Origin of the sequence: Bradyrhizobium sp., assembly GCF_035570375.1 — a bacterium.
In the GTDB taxonomy this organism is placed as follows: Bacteria; Pseudomonadota; Alphaproteobacteria; order Rhizobiales; family Xanthobacteraceae; genus Bradyrhizobium.
In genome coordinates this window covers 1-15,948 of sequence record NZ_DATMLW010000234.1, presented here as the reverse complement: position 1 = coordinate 15,948, position 15,948 = coordinate 1, and the positions used below count along the sequence as shown (strand labels likewise).

The 15,948-nt window shown below is 59.2% G+C and carries 15 protein-coding genes and 1 pseudogene; 10 read left to right on the top strand and 6 right to left on the bottom strand.

The features are described from left to right. Nucleotides 1-409: 409 nt before the first annotated feature. The 7 genes from VNX23_RS25385 to VNX23_RS25355 are packed head-to-tail and all read left to right on the top strand — an operon-like array spanning nucleotide 410 to nucleotide 7,883. Nucleotides 410-730 carry a helix-turn-helix transcriptional regulator gene (locus VNX23_RS25385; protein WP_325634312.1) on the top strand — a complete coding sequence of 107 codons (321 nt, stop codon included), beginning with the start codon at nucleotides 410-412 and terminating at the stop codon, nucleotides 728-730. Further along, a complete protein-coding gene (gene hyfB, locus VNX23_RS25380) occupies nucleotides 730-2,745 on the top strand; it encodes a hydrogenase 4 subunit B (RefSeq protein WP_325634311.1) in 2,016 nt (671 codons plus the stop codon). The genes VNX23_RS25385 and hyfB overlap by 1 nt, the downstream gene beginning before the upstream one ends. After that, on the top strand, nucleotides 2,736-3,692 hold the full coding sequence (locus tag VNX23_RS25375) for a respiratory chain complex I subunit 1 family protein (protein ID WP_325634310.1): 957 nt from the start codon (nucleotides 2,736-2,738) through the stop codon (nucleotides 3,690-3,692). Before hyfB ends, VNX23_RS25375 begins: the two co-directional genes overlap by 10 nt. Before the next feature lie 5 nt (nucleotides 3,693-3,697). Then, a complete protein-coding gene (locus VNX23_RS25370; RefSeq protein WP_325634314.1) occupies nucleotides 3,698-4,360 on the top strand; it encodes a hydrogenase-4 component E in 663 nt (220 codons plus the stop codon). Next, nucleotides 4,357-5,808 carry a hydrogenase 4 subunit F gene (locus tag VNX23_RS25365; RefSeq protein ID WP_325634309.1) on the top strand — a complete coding sequence of 484 codons (1,452 nt, stop codon included), beginning with the start codon at nucleotides 4,357-4,359 and terminating at the stop codon, nucleotides 5,806-5,808. The genes VNX23_RS25370 and VNX23_RS25365 overlap by 4 nt, the downstream gene beginning before the upstream one ends. 18 nt (nucleotides 5,809-5,826) lie before the next feature. Continuing rightward, a complete protein-coding gene (locus VNX23_RS25360) occupies nucleotides 5,827-7,338 on the top strand; it encodes an NADH-quinone oxidoreductase subunit C (RefSeq protein ID WP_325634308.1) in 1,512 nt (503 codons plus the stop codon). A gap of 11 nt (nucleotides 7,339-7,349) precedes the next feature. Further along, entirely contained in the window at nucleotides 7,350-7,883 is a 534-nt protein-coding gene (locus VNX23_RS25355; RefSeq protein ID WP_325634307.1) for an NADH-quinone oxidoreductase subunit B family protein, read from the top strand. 412 nt (nucleotides 7,884-8,295) lie between these two features. Here the strand turns inward: VNX23_RS25355 and VNX23_RS25350 are convergent, their stop codons facing one another. Both VNX23_RS25350 and VNX23_RS25345 read right to left on the bottom strand, forming a co-directional pair. After that, nucleotides 8,296-8,616 (bottom strand): helix-turn-helix transcriptional regulator, encoded by a 321-nt coding sequence (locus VNX23_RS25350; RefSeq protein ID WP_325634313.1) that lies wholly within the window; start codon nucleotides 8,614-8,616, stop codon nucleotides 8,296-8,298. Between the two features lie 1,056 nt (nucleotides 8,617-9,672). Next, nucleotides 9,673-11,283 carry a heme peroxidase family protein gene (locus tag VNX23_RS25345; protein WP_325634306.1) on the bottom strand — a complete coding sequence of 537 codons (1,611 nt, stop codon included), beginning with the start codon at nucleotides 11,281-11,283 and terminating at the stop codon, nucleotides 9,673-9,675. Nucleotides 11,284-11,601: 318 nt separating this feature from the next. Here VNX23_RS25345 and VNX23_RS25340 point away from each other — a divergent pair. After that, nucleotides 11,602-11,832 (top strand): annotated as a pseudogene (locus VNX23_RS25340) (integrase); the annotation flags it as partial. Between the two features lie 504 nt (nucleotides 11,833-12,336). After that, nucleotides 12,337-12,777, top strand: coding sequence for a di-heme oxidoredictase family protein (locus tag VNX23_RS31140; RefSeq protein ID WP_414643075.1), 441 nt, complete (start codon nucleotides 12,337-12,339; stop codon nucleotides 12,775-12,777). 438 nt (nucleotides 12,778-13,215) lie between these two features. On the opposite strand, the gene VNX23_RS25335 is transcribed toward VNX23_RS31140, so the two are convergent. Then, complete coding sequence (locus VNX23_RS25335) at nucleotides 13,216-13,431, bottom strand: hypothetical protein (RefSeq protein ID WP_325634305.1); 216 nt, start codon at nucleotides 13,429-13,431, stop codon at nucleotides 13,216-13,218. Between the two features lie 586 nt (nucleotides 13,432-14,017). On the opposite strand from VNX23_RS25335, the gene VNX23_RS25330 reads away from it, so the two are divergent. Further along, nucleotides 14,018-14,317: a hypothetical protein gene (locus tag VNX23_RS25330; protein ID WP_325634304.1), complete on the top strand. Its 300-nt coding sequence runs from the start codon at nucleotides 14,018-14,020 to the stop codon at nucleotides 14,315-14,317. Between the two features lie 103 nt (nucleotides 14,318-14,420). Here the strand turns inward: VNX23_RS25330 and VNX23_RS25325 are convergent, their stop codons facing one another. The 3 genes from VNX23_RS25325 to VNX23_RS25315 form a co-directional block, all read right to left on the bottom strand. Next, on the bottom strand, nucleotides 14,421-14,654 hold the full coding sequence (locus tag VNX23_RS25325; RefSeq protein WP_325634303.1) for a hypothetical protein: 234 nt from the start codon (nucleotides 14,652-14,654) through the stop codon (nucleotides 14,421-14,423). A 515-nt stretch (nucleotides 14,655-15,169) separates the two neighbouring features. Further along, entirely contained in the window at nucleotides 15,170-15,388 is a 219-nt protein-coding gene (locus tag VNX23_RS25320; RefSeq protein ID WP_325634302.1) for a hypothetical protein, read from the bottom strand. Between the two features lie 235 nt (nucleotides 15,389-15,623). Further along, nucleotides 15,624-15,948 (bottom strand): hypothetical protein (locus VNX23_RS25315; protein ID WP_325634301.1); only part of this gene is annotated, 325 nt, incomplete at its 5' end.

Genomic DNA, 15,948 nt, shown 5'->3' with positions numbered 1-15,948 from the left:
TGAGCGCGCCGGCGCAAAGGTGGCAGTCCTGCAAGGGGCGGGGCATTGGTGGATGTGCCAGCAACCAAAACAAGGGGCTGACGCGATCAACGCGTTCTTGGCAAATCTGAGCTAGGTCAGGACTTTTTAGTGATCTCTGCTCCCACTAGCAACTCCATCTCATCGGTGATGAAAGAGACTTCATCGATGACAAAATTTCGAGTTCGGTGTTGCGACTTGAACCAGCGCGGCTGCGGCTTGCTATGGGTCCCACGGTGAAACCTCGCGGTGACGGGCAGGCTCATTCAAAAAAGCCCGTGAAATCGGCCCTTAGAATCGATATCCTATACATCAGTTATTGACACTTTAACATCATTACTTACCATGCAGGAATGATGTTTGATATTGGTTCGGGTCGCCGGGCAGATCCATGATCACAGCGGCTCAATTGCGGGCTGCCAGGGCGCTTCTCGGCATCGATCAGCGCCGGCTCGCGGAATTGTCGGGGCTTTCCGTGCCGACCATTCAGCGCATGGAGGCGAGCGAAACGATGGTTCGGGGCAATGTCGATTCTCTGGTCAAGCTGATCGCCGCATTCGAAGCGGCGGGGATCGAGATGATCGACGAAGGCGCCGTTAGCAATTCGCTGGGACGCGGGGTTCGACTGAAAGTAAATTCGGATTCGGCCAAGGCCCTTCCGGGCGCTCGACCGGAAAACAAAGCGCCAAGCAGAACAAGGGCGCGCACATAATGTCGGCCGTCAATCTGCAAATGGCGTGTGTTGCCGGATTGCTCGGATTGGCAGTTCTGGCAATCGTTCTGAGCCGCTCAAAGGCCGCCACGGCCGTGATCTACGGCGCTACATTGGCCGTGTCGGCGATTGCATTGATCGGGTCCATGCGGTCGTTGATTGGCGATCCGGCAAACGTCACCGCTCTGACGCTGCCGGTCGGATTGCCGTGGCTTGGCGCCCATTTCCGCCTCGACGCGCTGGCCTCGTTTTTCCTCACCGTCGTCAATCTCGGAGGGGCCGCGGCGAGCCTTTATGGTCTCGGCTACGGCCACCACGAAGCGACGCCGCACCGCGTGCTTCCGTTTTTTCCCGCCTTTCTGGCGGGCATGAATCTCGTGGTGCTGGCGGACGACGCATTCTCTTATTTGCTGTGCTGGGAATTCATGTCGCTCGCGTCCTGGGCGCTGGTCATGGCGCACCACCGTGAAGCCGGCAACGCCAAAGCAGGTTATATCTATCTGGTGATGGCAAGCTTCGGCACGCTGGCGCTGCTGCTGGCCTTCGGCCTGTTGGCGGGAGCGGCTGGAGACTACGGATTTGCAGCCATTCGCGCGGCTCCGCATACGCCATACGCGGCGGCGCTGGTATTGATCCTGATGTTGCTCGGCGCCGGATCAAAGGCCGGCCTGGTGCCGTTGCACGTCTGGCTGCCGCTCGCGCATCCCGCGGCGCCGAGCCACGTTTCCGCACTGATGAGCGGCGTCATGACCAAGGTCGCTATCTACGGTTTCATTCGCGTCGTGTTCGATCTGTTGGGGCAACCGGCGTGGTGGGCCAGCGTGGTCGTCCTCTTCCTCGGCGGCATCACCGCCGTGATGGGCATCCTGTATGCGATGATGGAAAACGACCTCAAGCGCCTGCTCGCCTACTCCACGATCGAAAATGTCGGCGTCATCTTCGCGAGCCTCGGTCTTGCGCTGGCGTTTCAGGCCAACGGCCTGAAGCTATTGGCGGCGCTCGCCTTCACCGCCGCGCTGTTTCATGTGCTCAACCATTCGTTCTTCAAGAGCTTGCTGTTCTTCGGAGCCGGCGCCGTTCTGACGGCGACGGGCGAGCGGGACATGGACAAATTGGGCGGCCTTATCCATCGGATGCCGCTCACTAGCTTCGTCTTTCTTGTTGGCTGCGTCGCCATCTCGGCTCTCCCGCCGTTCAACGGCTTCGTCTCGGAGTGGCTGATCTTCCAGGCGGTGTTGCAAAGTCCGGAGCTGCCGCAGTGGGCCCTGAAGATCATGGTGCCCGCGGTCGGAGCGCTGCTGGCACTTGCTGCCGCACTGGCGGCTGCCTGCTTCGTCAAGGCATATGGCGTCGCCTTTCTCGGGCGGCCGCGCAGCGTCGCGGCGGAAGCTGCGCATGACGTCGACCGATACTCGCTTGCGGCCATGTTCATCCTCGCCACTCTTTGCCTGTTCGCCGGAATCCTGCCGGGACCGGTGATCGATGCGCTGGCGCCGATCACGACCGAGATCCTCGGCGGCAACATGCCGATCCAGGCCAACGAGGCGTGGCTCTCGATCGTGCCGATCGCGGAGAGCAAGAGCTCGTACAACGGACTGCTGGTGATGGTATTCATCACGATATCCGCTTCGCTTGCGGTCTACTTCATCCACCGCTTCGCATCGCATGCTTTGCGTCGAGGGCCGGCTTGGGGCTGCGGCTTCTCCGATCCGACGCCCGCGGCCCAGTATTCCGGAACGAGCTTCGCGCAGCCGATCCGTCGCGTGTTCGGAACGATGGTGTTCCACGCCCGCGATCATGTCGAGATGCCGCCTCCCGGAGATATCAGGCCGGCGCGACTGCGAATCGAACTGCATGACCTGATCTGGGAAGGGATGTACGCGCCGATCGCGGGAGCGGTCGGCCTCTCCTCCGATTGGCTCAACCGCCTGCAGTTCCTGACCATCCGGCAATATCTCAGTCTGGTGTTTGCCACCCTCGTCACGCTGCTCTTGGCGCTCGCGATATGGTCGTGATCTCCGACATCGTTGTGCAGGGCATACAGATGCTGCTGGTGCTGTTGCTCGCTCCGCTGCTGACCGGCTTTGTGCGCAAGGTCAAGGCCCGCCTGGTGCGCCGGCAGGGCGCCTCGGTGTTTCAGCCCTATCGCGATCTGCTGCGTCTGCTCCGCAAGGAAGTCGTGCTGGCCGATAACGCATCATGGCTGTTCCGAGTGACACCTTACATCACCTTTGCCGCAATCTGGGTCGCGGCGGCGCTGGTGCCGACATTCGCGACCGGCCTGTTGTTCAACTGGACGGCGGATCTGATCGCCATCGTCGCGCTGCTTGGCAGCGCACGCTTCTTTCTGGCGCTCGCGGGGATGGACGTCGGCACCAGTTTCGGCGGCATCGGCTCCAGCCGCGAAGTTATGATCGCGGCGCTGGCGGAACCGGCGATGCTGTTGATCGTGTTTTGCATGGCGCTGGTTGCCGGTTCGACCCAGCTCTCGACGGTCGCGAATTTCATGGCCTCGTCCTACGTCGGGCTGCGGGTGTCGCTGGGCATGGCCGTGATCGCGCTGATCATGGTGGCGCTCGCTGAGAACGCGCGTATTCCGGTCGACAATCCTGCGACGCATCTGGAGCTCACCATGGTGCATGAAGCGATGGTGCTCGAATATTCCGGCCGCCATCTTGCAATGATCGAATTCGGCGCGTTTCTCAAGCTGTTGCTCTACGTCTCGCTGATCGCCTGCGTGTTCCTGCCCTGGAAGATCGCTGTGTTCGGAACGGGCCCGTTGGCCTACGCGATCGGGACCGCTGCCTACCTCGTCAAGCTTGTAGTCGCCGGCTTTTTCCTGGCGCTGTTCGAGACGGCGACTGCGAAGATGCGCGTCTTTCGCGTTCCGCAATTTCTTGGCGCCGCGCTGATGCTGGGCTTGCTCGGCACGCTCTTGCTGTTCGTGTCGAGGAGTTTCTGATGCAGATGCACAGCCTCTCCTTCGACGTCTCACACACGCTGGCCGGCGGGCTCGTCCTGATCTCCTTCATGATGCTGTACCAGGACCGGCTTTATTCGCTGCTCAACGTTTTTGCGATCCATGCCCTGGTGCTCGCGCTCTCCGTCGCCTGGCAGGCTTTTGTCCAGGACGCACTTCATCTCTACATCACTGCTGCCATCGCTCTCGTCTTCAAGGCGGTCGTCATTCCGGTGGCGCTGCATCGCATCGTCAAGCAGCTTGGCATTCACCGCGACATCGAATCGGTCGTGGGTGTCGGCCCGACCATGCTCGCCGGGATGGCGCTGGTCGCCCTCTCGATGGTGCTGATGCTGCGGGTGACCGCCGAAGCCGACCCCCTGGCGCGCGAGGATCTTGCCTTCGCGCTGTCGGTCGTGCTGCTGGGACTTCTGGTCATGGTGACGCGCCGCAACGCCGTCAGCCAGGTCGTGGGATTCATGTCGCTCGAGAACGGGCTGGTGCTTGCGGCGACCGGTGCCAAGGGGATGCCACTGGTCGTCGAAATCAGCGTCGCCTTCTCGATCCTGATCGCTTTCATCGTGATCGGCATCTTCCTGTTCCGAATCCGCGAACGCTTCGATTCCGTCGATGTATCCGCGCTTGACGACTTCCGGGGTGAACAGCGATGAGCGCGGCTTCCTTCGAACCGGTAGCCGCGGTCCTCTTGATTCCGATCGTCTCGGCCGCGCTATTGGCCGCGCTGCCAGGATACCGGCTGACCGCGCGTCTGAACGTGGTCGCGAGTCTGGCAACATTTCTCGCCGCGCTCTCGCTGTTTGTGGTGGAACGTCCGCAGCCGGGGCCCTATGTGCTGGTCGACGACCTCAACATCGTCTTCATCGTGTTGAACACGTTTGTTGGTTTCACCACCAGTATCTTCAGCGCAAGCTACATCGCGCATGAACTGGAAACCGGCCGCTTGACGCCGAGATATCTGCGGTTCTACCACGCGATATATCAAATCATGATGTTCGGCATGAACCTTGCCTTCGTGTCGAACAATATCGGCTTGATGTGGGTTGCGGTCGAAATCGCCACCCTGACCACCGTGCTGATGGTCGGCATCTATCGTACCCACGCCGCGCTGGAAGCGGCCTGGAAATACTTCATCCTCGGTAGCGTCGGCATCGCACTTGCGTTGTTCGGCACCATCCTGGTCTACATGGCGGCGCGGCCAGTCGTTGGCGAAGGCCGGGACGCGATGGTTTGGACCCTCCTGATCCAACACGCCGAAAACTTCGACGCGCCTCTTCTCAACGTCGCTTTCATCTTTCTGCTGCTCGGCTACGGCACCAAGGTCGGGTTGGCGCCGCTGCATGCCTGGTTGCCTGACGCGCACGCTGAAGGCCCGACGCCGATATCGGCCGTGCTGTCGGGCCTGCTGCTTAACGTCGCGCTCTATGCGCTGTTGCGCTTCAAGATGTTGCTCGCCGCAAATCCCGCGGCGATCGCGCCTGGCCCGCTGATGGTGACGATCGGCCTGGTTTCGGTGGTGTTCGCAGCCTTCATGCTGTATCGCCGGCGCGACATCAAGCGCCTGTTCGCCTATTCCTCGATCGAGCACATGGGCATCATCGTGTTTGCGTTCGGCATGGGCGGCCCGCTCGCCAATTTTGCCGGGCTATTGCACATGGTGATGCACAGCCTGACCAAGTCGGCGATCTTCTACGCCATCGGGCATATTTCACAAATCAAGGGCACGCAGCGGATCTCCAAGATCCGTGGCCTGACAGTAACGCATCCGGCGCTCGGCTGGGGCCTGGTGACCGGTGTCGTCGCGATCACCGGCTTGCCGCCGCTCGGCATTTTCATGAGCGAATTTCTCATCGTCAGCTCGACATTTGTTCGCGCCCCCCTACTCGCGATCGCGCTGGTGTTCGCGCTTCTGCTGGCCTTCGGCGCATTGACTCTGCGCCTGACCAGCGTCGCATTCGGCAAACCGCGCGGCAGCACGGCGCCCGCCGATGCTTCCTATGTCCCGATGTTCGCGCATCTCTCACTGGTTCTGATCGCGGGAATCTATCTTCCCGCGCCGTTCGTCGCCTGGTTCCAGCACGTGGCTCGGCTTCTTGGATAGTTTGGAGATCAACAGGGTATGGCCTCGCTGATCGATCGCATACTGGAAGGCCGCGAGATCCTGCAACGCAGGCCATGGCCGCGCGCCGTGGTCGGTGCTCACCTTTGGAGATTTGTTGCAAACGAGCTGGTGCAGGGACGCCTAAGCCTGCTCGGCCTTTGGGGCGAACCCTCAATGGTGCACATGGCGATCATGGATGAAGATACCGCGGAAATCGCGATCGTCAGCTTGGATTGCCCCGATCACAGCTATACTTCGATCGGCAGACATCACCCGCCGGCGCTTCGGCAGGAGCGCGCCATCAACGATCTGTTTGGCATAACCGCGGAAGGCTTGCCCGATCCTCGCCCCTGGCTCGATCACAACAATTGGGGCGTGCGCTTTCCCTTGAGCGATCGCATCGACGCGTTGTCGCAAGCGGCGCCCTATCGTTTCCTGCCGGCAACGGGCGACGGCCTGCACCAGATCGCGGTCGGCCCGGTCCATGCGGGCATCATCGAGCCCGGACATTTCCGTTTTACCGCAAGCGGCGAAACTGTGGTGCGGCTGGAACAGCGGCTCGGCTACCTTCACAAGGGCATCGAAGGGCTCATGGCAGGCGCCGATCTCGAGCGCGCGGCGCAGCTCGCCGGACGCGTGTCGGGCGACAGCACCGTTGCCTATGCCTTTGCATTTTCGAACGCCGCCGAGGCCACGCTGGGGCTGGTCGTGCCCGAGCGAGCGGTTTTTCTCCGCGCGCTGATGGCCGAACTGGAGCGGCTTGCCAATCATCTCGGCGACATCGGCGCCATCTGCAACGATGCCTCGTTCACCCTGATGCATGCACATTGCAGCGTGTTGCGCGAGAGCGTGCTGCGCGCATCCGCTCAAGCATTCGGCCATCGATTGATGCGCGATGTCATCGTTCCAGGTGGCGTCGCGCGCGACCTTGGCGATGAAGGGAAAAAAATCATCCAGGCGACGCTGGACAACATCCGCCGGCGCTTTCCGGCTTTGGTCGAACTCTACGACAACACCGCTTCGCTACAGGACCGCACCGTCGATACCGGCGTGCTAAAACCCGCTTTAGCCAGACAATATGCCGCCGGCGGCTACATCGGCCGCGCGTCCGGCCGCGCCTTCGACGCGCGACGGACTTTTGCCTATCCGCCGTATGATGGTTTGCGCTTTGAGGTGCCGGTGCTGAGTGAGGGCGATGTCAATGCGCGCGTCTGGATCAGGGTGCGCGAGATCGAGCAGTCACTTTCGTTGATCGAGCAGATATTGAGCCGGCTGCCCGCAGGCGCCTTGAGCACAAAGGCGCGGCCCACGTCAGAGGCGCGGGAAGGCATGGCGATCGTCGAGGGATTTCGCGGCGACGTTCTGGTCTGGCTCCGCCTGCGTTATGGCCGGGTCGAACGATGCCATCTGCGCGACCCCTCGTGGTTTCAGTGGCCGCTGCTTGAGGCAGCCATTGAGGGCAACATCGTTGCGGATTTTCCGCTCTGCAACAAGTCGTTCAACTGCTCGTATTCGGGCCACGACCTCTAGGGACAACAAAGATGCGCAAGCTGCTTTTTGAAAGTCTGTTTCGCCGGCCATTCACCGAGCAGGCGCCGTCGTTGGACGATGCTGCGGTGACGGAACTCGCAACAGCCGTTGGCCACGCTGCGCGGCGGCGGCTAGGCCGGAGTCTCTCGATACGCGAGGTCGACGCCGGCTCTTGCAATGGATGCGAACTCGAAATCCACGCGCTTAATAACGCCCACTACGACGTCGAACGCTTTGGCCTCCGGTTCGTTGCCTCGCCGCGCCATGCCGATGTGCTAATGGTGACCGGTCCCGTGACCAAGAACATGCGCGAAGCGCTGGCGCTCACCTATCATGCGGTTCCAAATCCTAAATGGGTCGTCGCGATTGGAGATTGCGCTCGGGATGGAGGGTGTTTCGCTGGTAGCTACGCGGTCGTTGGCGGGGTCTCGGAAGTCGTCCCTGTCGACCTCCACATCCCCGGCTGTCCCCCTACTCCAAATGCTATCCTGAAAGGTCTTCTTGCGTTGCTCGAGCAGGCGGACACGGCCGCCGTTACGCCTTGAGAATTGCGTCGATGTTACGGTTGTTCCAGGCGGGAATGATCGCAGCGCCAATGCAGGGCCTCGCAATATTGTTGGCAACGCTATTTGTTTTCACTTACGGCCGCCACAGAATTGAAAACCTGAAGGTGCCCGCTGACGATCCGACAGTTCTGTTGCTGATCCCCTCTTGCAGCTGATTTATCCTCTTACGGCCTTGGGAGTGGCGCGGACGCGGCACCGGCTCGTTGATTTGGCCGCTGACCGTGTCCGTCACGCGTCCGGCCTGATGAACCATTCCGACCCTGACCGTGCTGCGAATACCTTAATGGTTTCGCTGTGGTGCGGTGCGAATGCTCAAGCAGCCGCGCTCAAGCAATAGGAGCGCCGGTCCGCGGATCGGCCGACCCGACCCATTGCCGCGATCATCACGCATTCAGCGCGCCCGCTCCAAGGCCCGCGAGGAAGACAGCTTTTGCTGCCGGACAGTCTTCAGCTTTGGTGTTGTGACATGCTCCCGGAGTCGTACGCCTCGACCTCCGGTGGAACTCGCAACCCCCGGATTGATCAGCTCGATCCCGGCATTCTCAAGAGCGGAAACCAGCTTCATGAGAGAATCGACGTTGCCGCGGACGACGCCGTCACTGGCTTCCATGCGCTGGATCGTCGGCACCGAAAGGAATGCCAGTTCAGCCATTTGCCGCTGATCGATGTTCAGGAGCGCGCGAGCAGCCCTGAGCTGATTGGCGGTTATCATAACGTCGCTCTCCAGTTTCAAGCCTTGTTTATACCCCATAAATTCGTGTTCAAGCATCAATTCATAGGCTCTGGATATCAAAGAGCGCGTCCTGCCGTGGTGCCGCAAATTGTTGCGACGAGGATATCACTTTGGTGAAGCCCTTGTGTGCTTTGACGCTGGCCTGGAACTATAGGCCGGTCAGCACCGCGTGCTTGCCGGAAAACAGTTGAATGCGCGTTCAGCCCTCAACGACATGATGCGCAACAATCGTGAGCGGTGGGTGGTCTATCTGGCGCGGAAGCCTGCGGAGTCGCGATCTGACCTGCGGATCGAGCAACTAGCGAAACGTTGTGATTGAAAAGCGAGCCCGATGTCGCATTTGGGTCATTCGCGACCAAACCAGGCGGCTCTGCCTGCCGGTTGATGTCCGCTTCTCTCCAAAAGCGACCTGATTGTTTCGTGCACGCGAAATGACGCGATGGGCCATTTCCGGACTCTCGCGTGACCGCCCCTAGGGATCATCATAAGGCAATGTAGCCTCTTGGCTTCGACGCTTGGAAGACGTTGGAGCCGGTCCAATGAAATAACAACGCGCACCGTGCGGGCAGCTCGGGAGGCGCCGGTGTGGTCAGCGGCGGCGCTGGCCGGGCAGAACGACAAAATGGTCGCGAGCAGGCTGCTGCATCAGAAAGTATCCGGCGAGAAGAGAGGTTCGGATTTCAACCGGCCGCTGGTCTATGCTCCTCGCGGAATTGTTTGGATGCCGCACCGGAAAGAGCTGACCCAAAAGAAACCGGTCCCGTGTTGGCGGGACCGGGAGTCAAGGGGAATATGAAGCTTTGAGACGAACAGGCGTACCGGCGGAGTGACGCGCTGGAGAAGCGGCGCAAGTTGATGGAAGCATGGGCAAATTACTGCGAACCGAAAAATAAAGGGAATGTCATTGGAATCGGCAAGCGTCGGCGTTCAGGAGAGCGGGAGTAAACCGAAAGCTGCGGTTCCGCAGCCCAAACGCCGCCGCAAACGCCCCGTTGTCGAAGCCTGAGAGTCTAGCGCAAAATGCGGCAAACTCATTCAGGACAGCGCCGTCTTGATCAGCTCGCGCAATCCAAACCGTCCCTGCGCATTGGCTTTGCTTGGGGTCCAAATGGGGTTTTGATTGAAATATGAGCTGCTGTCCGAAAGCATGAGGCCGATAAAGGTCTCAGCAACGATGCGGCCACCGACCGGGCCCAGCTTTCGTGTCTTAATTGGCTTATCGCCCTGGTTTGTCTTAATCGTCACTGTCACTTCTTTGGTCTCCGCAAGAACGTAGGTCCATAGCGGACAATTGTCCTCGAACGCCGCGGAGATCGAAGCGACGGACCCCTTAATGTCGGCCGGATCGCCAGTGAATTTGCCAACCAGAATGTTGGCGTCCTTCAAAGGCTCGATGCCCATAGCCCGCGCGATGGCCTGGCCGCTCGGCAGCCTCATTCGCCAGCCTCGCATCAAGTTGCGCTGTGCGAGAGACGTCAACTTGCCACCACTCAGAGAAAAAGGCGGGGCGAACGGCGGATTTGGCAGACTTCCCAGCGGATCGACTAAAGAGGTATCGATCCTGTAGGCCAACTGAAGGCGTTTGCTGTTTCCAGGGTCGTTCGGATTATTTTCGTCACCGAAATCGAGAGGCCCAAGGTCCATGAACCGACCCCAATCGATCGCCCAATTGCTACGGAATTCATGAAATCCGGTCAGCGAGGCATTCGGATCGGGATCGAATATCGCTAATGGTGGAACGGTCTCGCTGAGACGATAGCCAGGTCGGACCATGGAATGACCGAAGCGATAAGCCGCTGCTGAAAATTCCAGCGGCATGGTTGGTTCATGTGCAAGATCGAAATACGTAATTCGCGGCGGGTCACGCCTTACATTTGTATTCTTGAAGTGATGAGGAATGACGTCCTTCAGGACATCTTCCCAGACGATGGTGGGCAGGAAGTCATTGACGAGCATCCATTGGTAGTGAAACCGGACCTCGCGCTGAACGCGCTGAAATCTCGATTCAGCCGATCCCGTGTCTTCCGACATCAATTTATTATGAAACCGGTGCATAAGTCCCTGAAATTGCGAAACGATGACGTTCTCGTCATTTCGTGGGTCACCTATTATGGCGCGCCGAGAATTGTTGATGTCTTCGGGTTGCGACGGATCCGTCGGCTGACTGCGCGGCAGGTCGCGCGCATTCGGATTGCTGGCCGCACCGGTGAGTGGCCGACCCTGAATGAATCGATTGTCGCCACTGTAGAGGTAGGGTGCGTCGTCCGGACCCTTGCCATAAACACAGTCTAGATCAAAACGCGGCGTGCGAAAATCGACCAGACCATCGGGATCGTCTTGCTGCTGCAAGCTGCTGGCCGGATCGAACGTCAGATCGTGGTCGATAAACTGGCCCAGATAGGTATAGGCCGCGGGAATGCCGCTCTCTTCGGCGTCGGGTCCATCCTTCGGCGGATCGTGGTCAGCAACCATCGCTTTGCCGAGATTTAGTAAATTCTCTTCGGACTTGGTATCGCTTTCGCCAAAATCGGCGGGCGGAAGCGCCCGAAACATGCGGCCGAACTGGCCGCCGAAGAACTTCGAGCCGCGCGATAAGGTGAGACCACGGACAGTACGACCGTGTGAACTGCGAGCAAGGCCAGCCATCGGTTTCCTCCAAATTTACAAAAAGTTGTTCGTATACGATTACGTCACCACAAGTTGAATTTCTGCCTAGAATAATCTTCAACGAACACATGCGGATCGAATCGTCAGATTTTTTGGCTGCTTTTCGAACGACGCGGGGCATTTGCTGCCTTCGATGCGGCGACCCAATGTGTAGCCCAATCGTCAAAGTACCGATGTGAATTGTTTCACATCCGCAACGGCGCGCTACGACAAGACTTGCGCGACATCCTTGCGTCGTTTCCCGACGGGGCGTGATTGCATCTCACATGAAGGAACCTCGGAGCGGGGGCTATCCAAGACGCCACCGTTCACGGCTTCCGCTCCAGCTTCCGGGATTGGGCGGGGAACGTCTCCAACTTCCCCCGTGAAATCACAGAGACCGCACTGGCGCATGTCATAGGTGATAAGGCCGAACAGGCCTACCGACGGAGCGACGCGCTGGAGAAGCGCCGTAAGCTCATGGAAGCCTGGGCGGCTTACTGTGAGCCCAAAGGATCCGACAATGTTGTGCAAATACGCAAACGATAGGGCGGCCCGATTTATTCGCGCTCATGTCGGGGCCTCCCTAGGCAGCGGGACCGTGGAGGCCTTAGGATCATCTGAAGGCGGTGCAATGTTATCTCGTAGAATGTGCGGCCGGCCGCACCATTAGCCGGAAGTCGTCGATGTTGATTTCGTGAACCCAGAATTGTCTGCCGCCTTCTTTTTCAGCGCTCTCCGCTTTTTGGTTGCGGTCTCGAGTGACCTCAGCGGCTGTAGTTGCATGTTGAAGGCATTTTTCCGCAAAATCTCGAGACGGTCCTGATACTCGCGTTCGCTATTCCCATTTTTGCACTTCATCGCCTCACTCCACTACGCAACGCGCTTCGTAACGATCATTTCGCGCCGAGAGAAAGGCCGCACGGTCCCGTTGGGGGGACGAAAACGCATGAGACGCCTGCGTGCCAAAAGGCGCCCACGCCCAACGATACGACCAATCCCGATAGCAGCGGCCTCGACGTATTGAGTGATATCGAGAAGTTTGCCGCCTTCATGCGATTTCTAGCCCCGCCGGTGCCTTCGACCGACGAGCCCGGCGGAGTACCTTCGATCAACAATGGAAAGCAGCTGTTTCACCAGGTGGGATGCACGGCGTGCCATGCGCCGACGCTTCGCACGGGACACTCGACTGTTGGGGCGCTCGACAACAAGGATGTTAACCTGTACTCGGACCTTGCGATCCATGACATGGGTACAGGTCTCGCCGATGGAGTGAGCCAGGGACAGGCGAACGGGAGAGAATTTCGGAGCGCTCCTCTCTGGGGCCTAGGACAGCGACTGTTCTTCCTTCATGACGGTCGTACCAAGGACTTGGTTCGGGCGATCCGAGAACACCGGAGCCCGGGCTCCGAGGCGAATGGAGTCGTGATACAATTCTTTAGGTTGAGGGTGAAAGATCAGCAGGATCTGTTGAATTTTCTACGATCGCTCTAGCAGCATCTTCTTGCAATGCATTTCGCTATTCGCTCACCATAGCGGAACAGCCTGACGTATGAACTACGCTCCGCCCGCCGTGATCGGTCGGGTTCACGTCGAAGCGCCGCTGACGCTCGATCAATTGGAATGATCAGTTCGTTCTCGTCCTTGGTGGGAAGTATTGAACGTCGATAAAAACGCTACTCCAGATCAGATCAAAGAAGCATTTCGAAGGGAGATTCCAAGTACCACCCCGACAGAGTCGAGGGCTTGGGAATCGAGTTGCGCGAATTGGCTGATCGCAAATCAAAAGAAGGCGGTCGATGCCTGCTTCTGGCACTTTTCGGCCCTGAGTGGCCAAGCTAACGATGTCGGTTCGCCTTCGCATCTTTGATTGTCATTGCGACTTTGCGATGCACTGTGACGGGTGCCACCAGAGCTTGCGCTTAAGCGGTTTCAGTATTTCTCTTCTTCGGCCGTCAGTGGTTTCCAGTGCGTCGGCGGCTCCGGACTGATTACGCGGTTTTCGATGCCCGGGATGCGCGTGTTGGCAGACCAGGACCGACTGCCCTTGTGCCAAAATCCTTCCACATCGCTCGACCAGTGGTCATTGTGCAGCAGAACGAACACCCCGTCTCTGGGTGCGGTGCTGATGTCCCGCCATTCGCTCATCGTGCGGCTCCTTCGCTCGATTCCCTTTAGCTAATGCCTCACACGGCTTCAAGCGTATTGCGCTCCTCACGTCTGAGCAGTGCCGGCGGCGCAGGCGAATGCCCCACCTCATAAGGTTTGCGACATGGACAGGACGTTGCTCCTTCACTCCGCCGCATCGATCACGCAGCCCTCGAGCGGCAAGGCGACCCGGCGCCAGACATCTGTAAGCGCCTCAGCCAGTTGATCGATCAAAACATCATCATGATAGGGCGTCGCTGTAATGCGCAGCCACGGCGATTGCAAAGCCCTCAGGCTATAGTGCTTAAACTCCTCTTCCGGATGATGCCGGCCCTGACTCCAGGAACGCCGCTGGCGCGTCCTTGCCCCAAAGTCTCAGTCCCCGCCGCAAATGAATCGTCAGGGTCAGGCAGGTGGCAAGAATCGGATTGCACGGGAACGAATCCGGTTCGCGGTCGATTTCCCCCAAGGCGGGGCCGTGCTCTACCTCGGGCGGGCTCCGCCATATGCTTCCGCCGCGAATATTTGACGCAAAGAGCCCCCGGATCGGCGGACCTGACGCCTCTCCGGGGAGAAAGCCGATCACATGCCACAAGAGAAACCAGAGCCGGATCGCATCCGAGATCTTGAGGATGCGTTGAAGGAGGCCGAGCGGCGCGTCGCCGAAATGCGGGCCGAACGCGATCAAGCGTTTGAGCTTGTCGAGCAGATGAAAGAACACGTCAGCGACGTTGACGCCTTGATCGATAGCTGGATCGAGGCATTCGAGATGCAGCTCAGCGAGGATGGCAAGCGAACGCGCGATGCGCAGCCGGAGAATATCAAGAAAATTCTCGCTGATGCTGTCGCCTTACAAAAGCAGGCGAAGGGGCTCGGCAAGAAGTAAGATGTTCCCGGTCCCGCGCCGCAAAAAAACGCGAGGGCGGAAACTGCAAGAACCGGAAGGGAGGAGTCGGCACCTTCTGTGTTGCTCTTCGCCATTCGCGGCCTTACTTCGAAGCTTTGGCGATCTTGTGCTCCAAGTGGCCAGTTTCATGATCGCGGCGGAGCTGGCTCAGCGACGTCTCGTTTAGCTGAAGCAATACCTCGCTCAGCTTCTCGGTTTCAGGATAACCGGCTGCGAAGCCCTGCCCGTAAATCTTACGCAACGCGCGGATGAGGGTGTTGCCGTGCTTGTGGCTGATTTCGCCATCGTGGCGATTGTCGCGATCTGCCTTGCTCATGCTGCTCTCCATGGTGTGCCATCTTAGCCCGGCGGGAGGATGCTGTCGCTCGCGTCCGTCGCAATCGCGAGCTTGTGGCAGCGTTACTTACTGGAAAAGTTGCCATTGGCGGCGCACATAAGGGCATGTCAGAATCCGGTCATCGGTCCTGTAAATGCGGCGCGGTCTATGACCGTAGCGAGCACAGTGTAGAGTCGCGCGAGATAAGCCGCTTTGAATGTGCCGTGTGTGGCAAGACCATCGAGAGTTGGAACTCAGCCTGGGTTCCTCGATACCGATTCATCGCCTGTCCAGTCCGGATGACCACATTCCGGCTCGGCCTTTTACCGCAGGTTGGTGCGTTGGTTTAGGAAACCACGCTCTATCCGCTTGAGCTACGAGACCGTGCGCACCGATGGCAGAACGCCGACGGACGCCGCTTCTTGGCAAGACGGAGGACGGGGCTGGGCTCGCTGGCCAAGTGTGACGGCAATCCGGTTCAGTTTGCGCCGTCTCGGAATTTCACTCGTTGCCGGTCAGCCGTGCTTGAAGTCGCCAGGTTTCAATCCGAGGGCTTTGACTGCTGCCTCCGGAAGCCGGCCCCACGCTTCGACCTTCTCATTCGGCGCCATCATTGCACCGACAATTGCTTTGGCCTTCTCCGGATCCAATTCGGCCACGAAGTAGACTGAGCGGACGGGCGAACCGCCCCCTAATGATTCAGTTGTCACCAGTACGACCTGACCATCTGCCATATCTCAATATACCACTAATTGCAGCCGCGTCCGCCACGCAGTGCAGATCGAACCGGGTCTCCAGCCGCCGTCTCCTAGAAACGGGAATATTTTAAATATCCGCCGGAGACTGTCGGCGATTTCTCCCTGGAATTGGCCAAATTGGAGTCTGGAGACCGACCGCAAATTCGCAAAAGCCCGCCATTGGCGGGCATTTCTGGTATTACTGATTGAGGAAAATGAGCAACTATCTTGCTCAGAATTGACTGGCTTTCCGGCTTGATCGGAGCGTTGCTGTGATGGCTTGCAGTGCTTTGAGATCCTGCCCTGCCGGGCGATTTGCCCGGGCGGGGCTGAGGTGGTGCGGCGGATGGCGTCGCACAACTTCAGAGGATCCCATGACGAAATCAAAATCCAAAGCCTCCACTCGCTCGGCCGCACGAACGACCAGCAAATCGAAGCCTCGCTCGCGATCCGCACTTTCATCACCAAAGACCTCGACGCGCCCCGACAGCAAGCACGCCCGCATTCTTGCGATGCTACGGACGCCCGCTGGCGCGACGGTTGCCGCTATCATGACG

What these genes read in the sequence shown, in the direction of transcription:
- VNX23_RS25320 (WP_325634302.1), bottom strand. Translation starts at nt 15,388, where the DNA reads ATGGCAGATGGTCAGGTCGTACTGGTGACAACTGAATCATTAGGGGGC.
- VNX23_RS25375 (WP_325634310.1), top strand. Translation starts at nt 2,736, where the DNA reads ATGGTCGTGATCTCCGACATCGTTGTGCAGGGCATACAGATGCTGCTG.
- VNX23_RS25370 (WP_325634314.1), top strand. Translation starts at nt 3,698, where the DNA reads ATGCACAGCCTCTCCTTCGACGTCTCACACACGCTGGCCGGCGGGCTC.
- VNX23_RS25365 (WP_325634309.1), top strand. Translation starts at nt 4,357, where the DNA reads ATGAGCGCGGCTTCCTTCGAACCGGTAGCCGCGGTCCTCTTGATTCCG.
- VNX23_RS25360 (WP_325634308.1), top strand. Translation starts at nt 5,827, where the DNA reads ATGGCCTCGCTGATCGATCGCATACTGGAAGGCCGCGAGATCCTGCAA.
- VNX23_RS31140 (WP_414643075.1), top strand. Translation starts at nt 12,337, where the DNA reads ATGCGATTTCTAGCCCCGCCGGTGCCTTCGACCGACGAGCCCGGCGGA.
- hyfB (WP_325634311.1), top strand. Translation starts at nt 730, where the DNA reads ATGTCGGCCGTCAATCTGCAAATGGCGTGTGTTGCCGGATTGCTCGGA.
- VNX23_RS25325 (WP_325634303.1), bottom strand. Translation starts at nt 14,654, where the DNA reads ATGAGCAAGGCAGATCGCGACAATCGCCACGATGGCGAAATCAGCCAC.
- VNX23_RS25355 (WP_325634307.1), top strand. Translation starts at nt 7,350, where the DNA reads ATGCGCAAGCTGCTTTTTGAAAGTCTGTTTCGCCGGCCATTCACCGAG.
- VNX23_RS25385 (WP_325634312.1), top strand. Translation starts at nt 410, where the DNA reads ATGATCACAGCGGCTCAATTGCGGGCTGCCAGGGCGCTTCTCGGCATC.
- VNX23_RS25350 (WP_325634313.1), bottom strand. Translation starts at nt 8,616, where the DNA reads ATGATAACCGCCAATCAGCTCAGGGCTGCTCGCGCGCTCCTGAACATC.
- VNX23_RS25335 (WP_325634305.1), bottom strand. Translation starts at nt 13,431, where the DNA reads ATGAGCGAATGGCGGGACATCAGCACCGCACCCAGAGACGGGGTGTTC.
- VNX23_RS25345 (WP_325634306.1), bottom strand. Translation starts at nt 11,283, where the DNA reads ATGGCTGGCCTTGCTCGCAGTTCACACGGTCGTACTGTCCGTGGTCTC.
- VNX23_RS25330 (WP_325634304.1), top strand. Translation starts at nt 14,018, where the DNA reads ATGCCACAAGAGAAACCAGAGCCGGATCGCATCCGAGATCTTGAGGAT.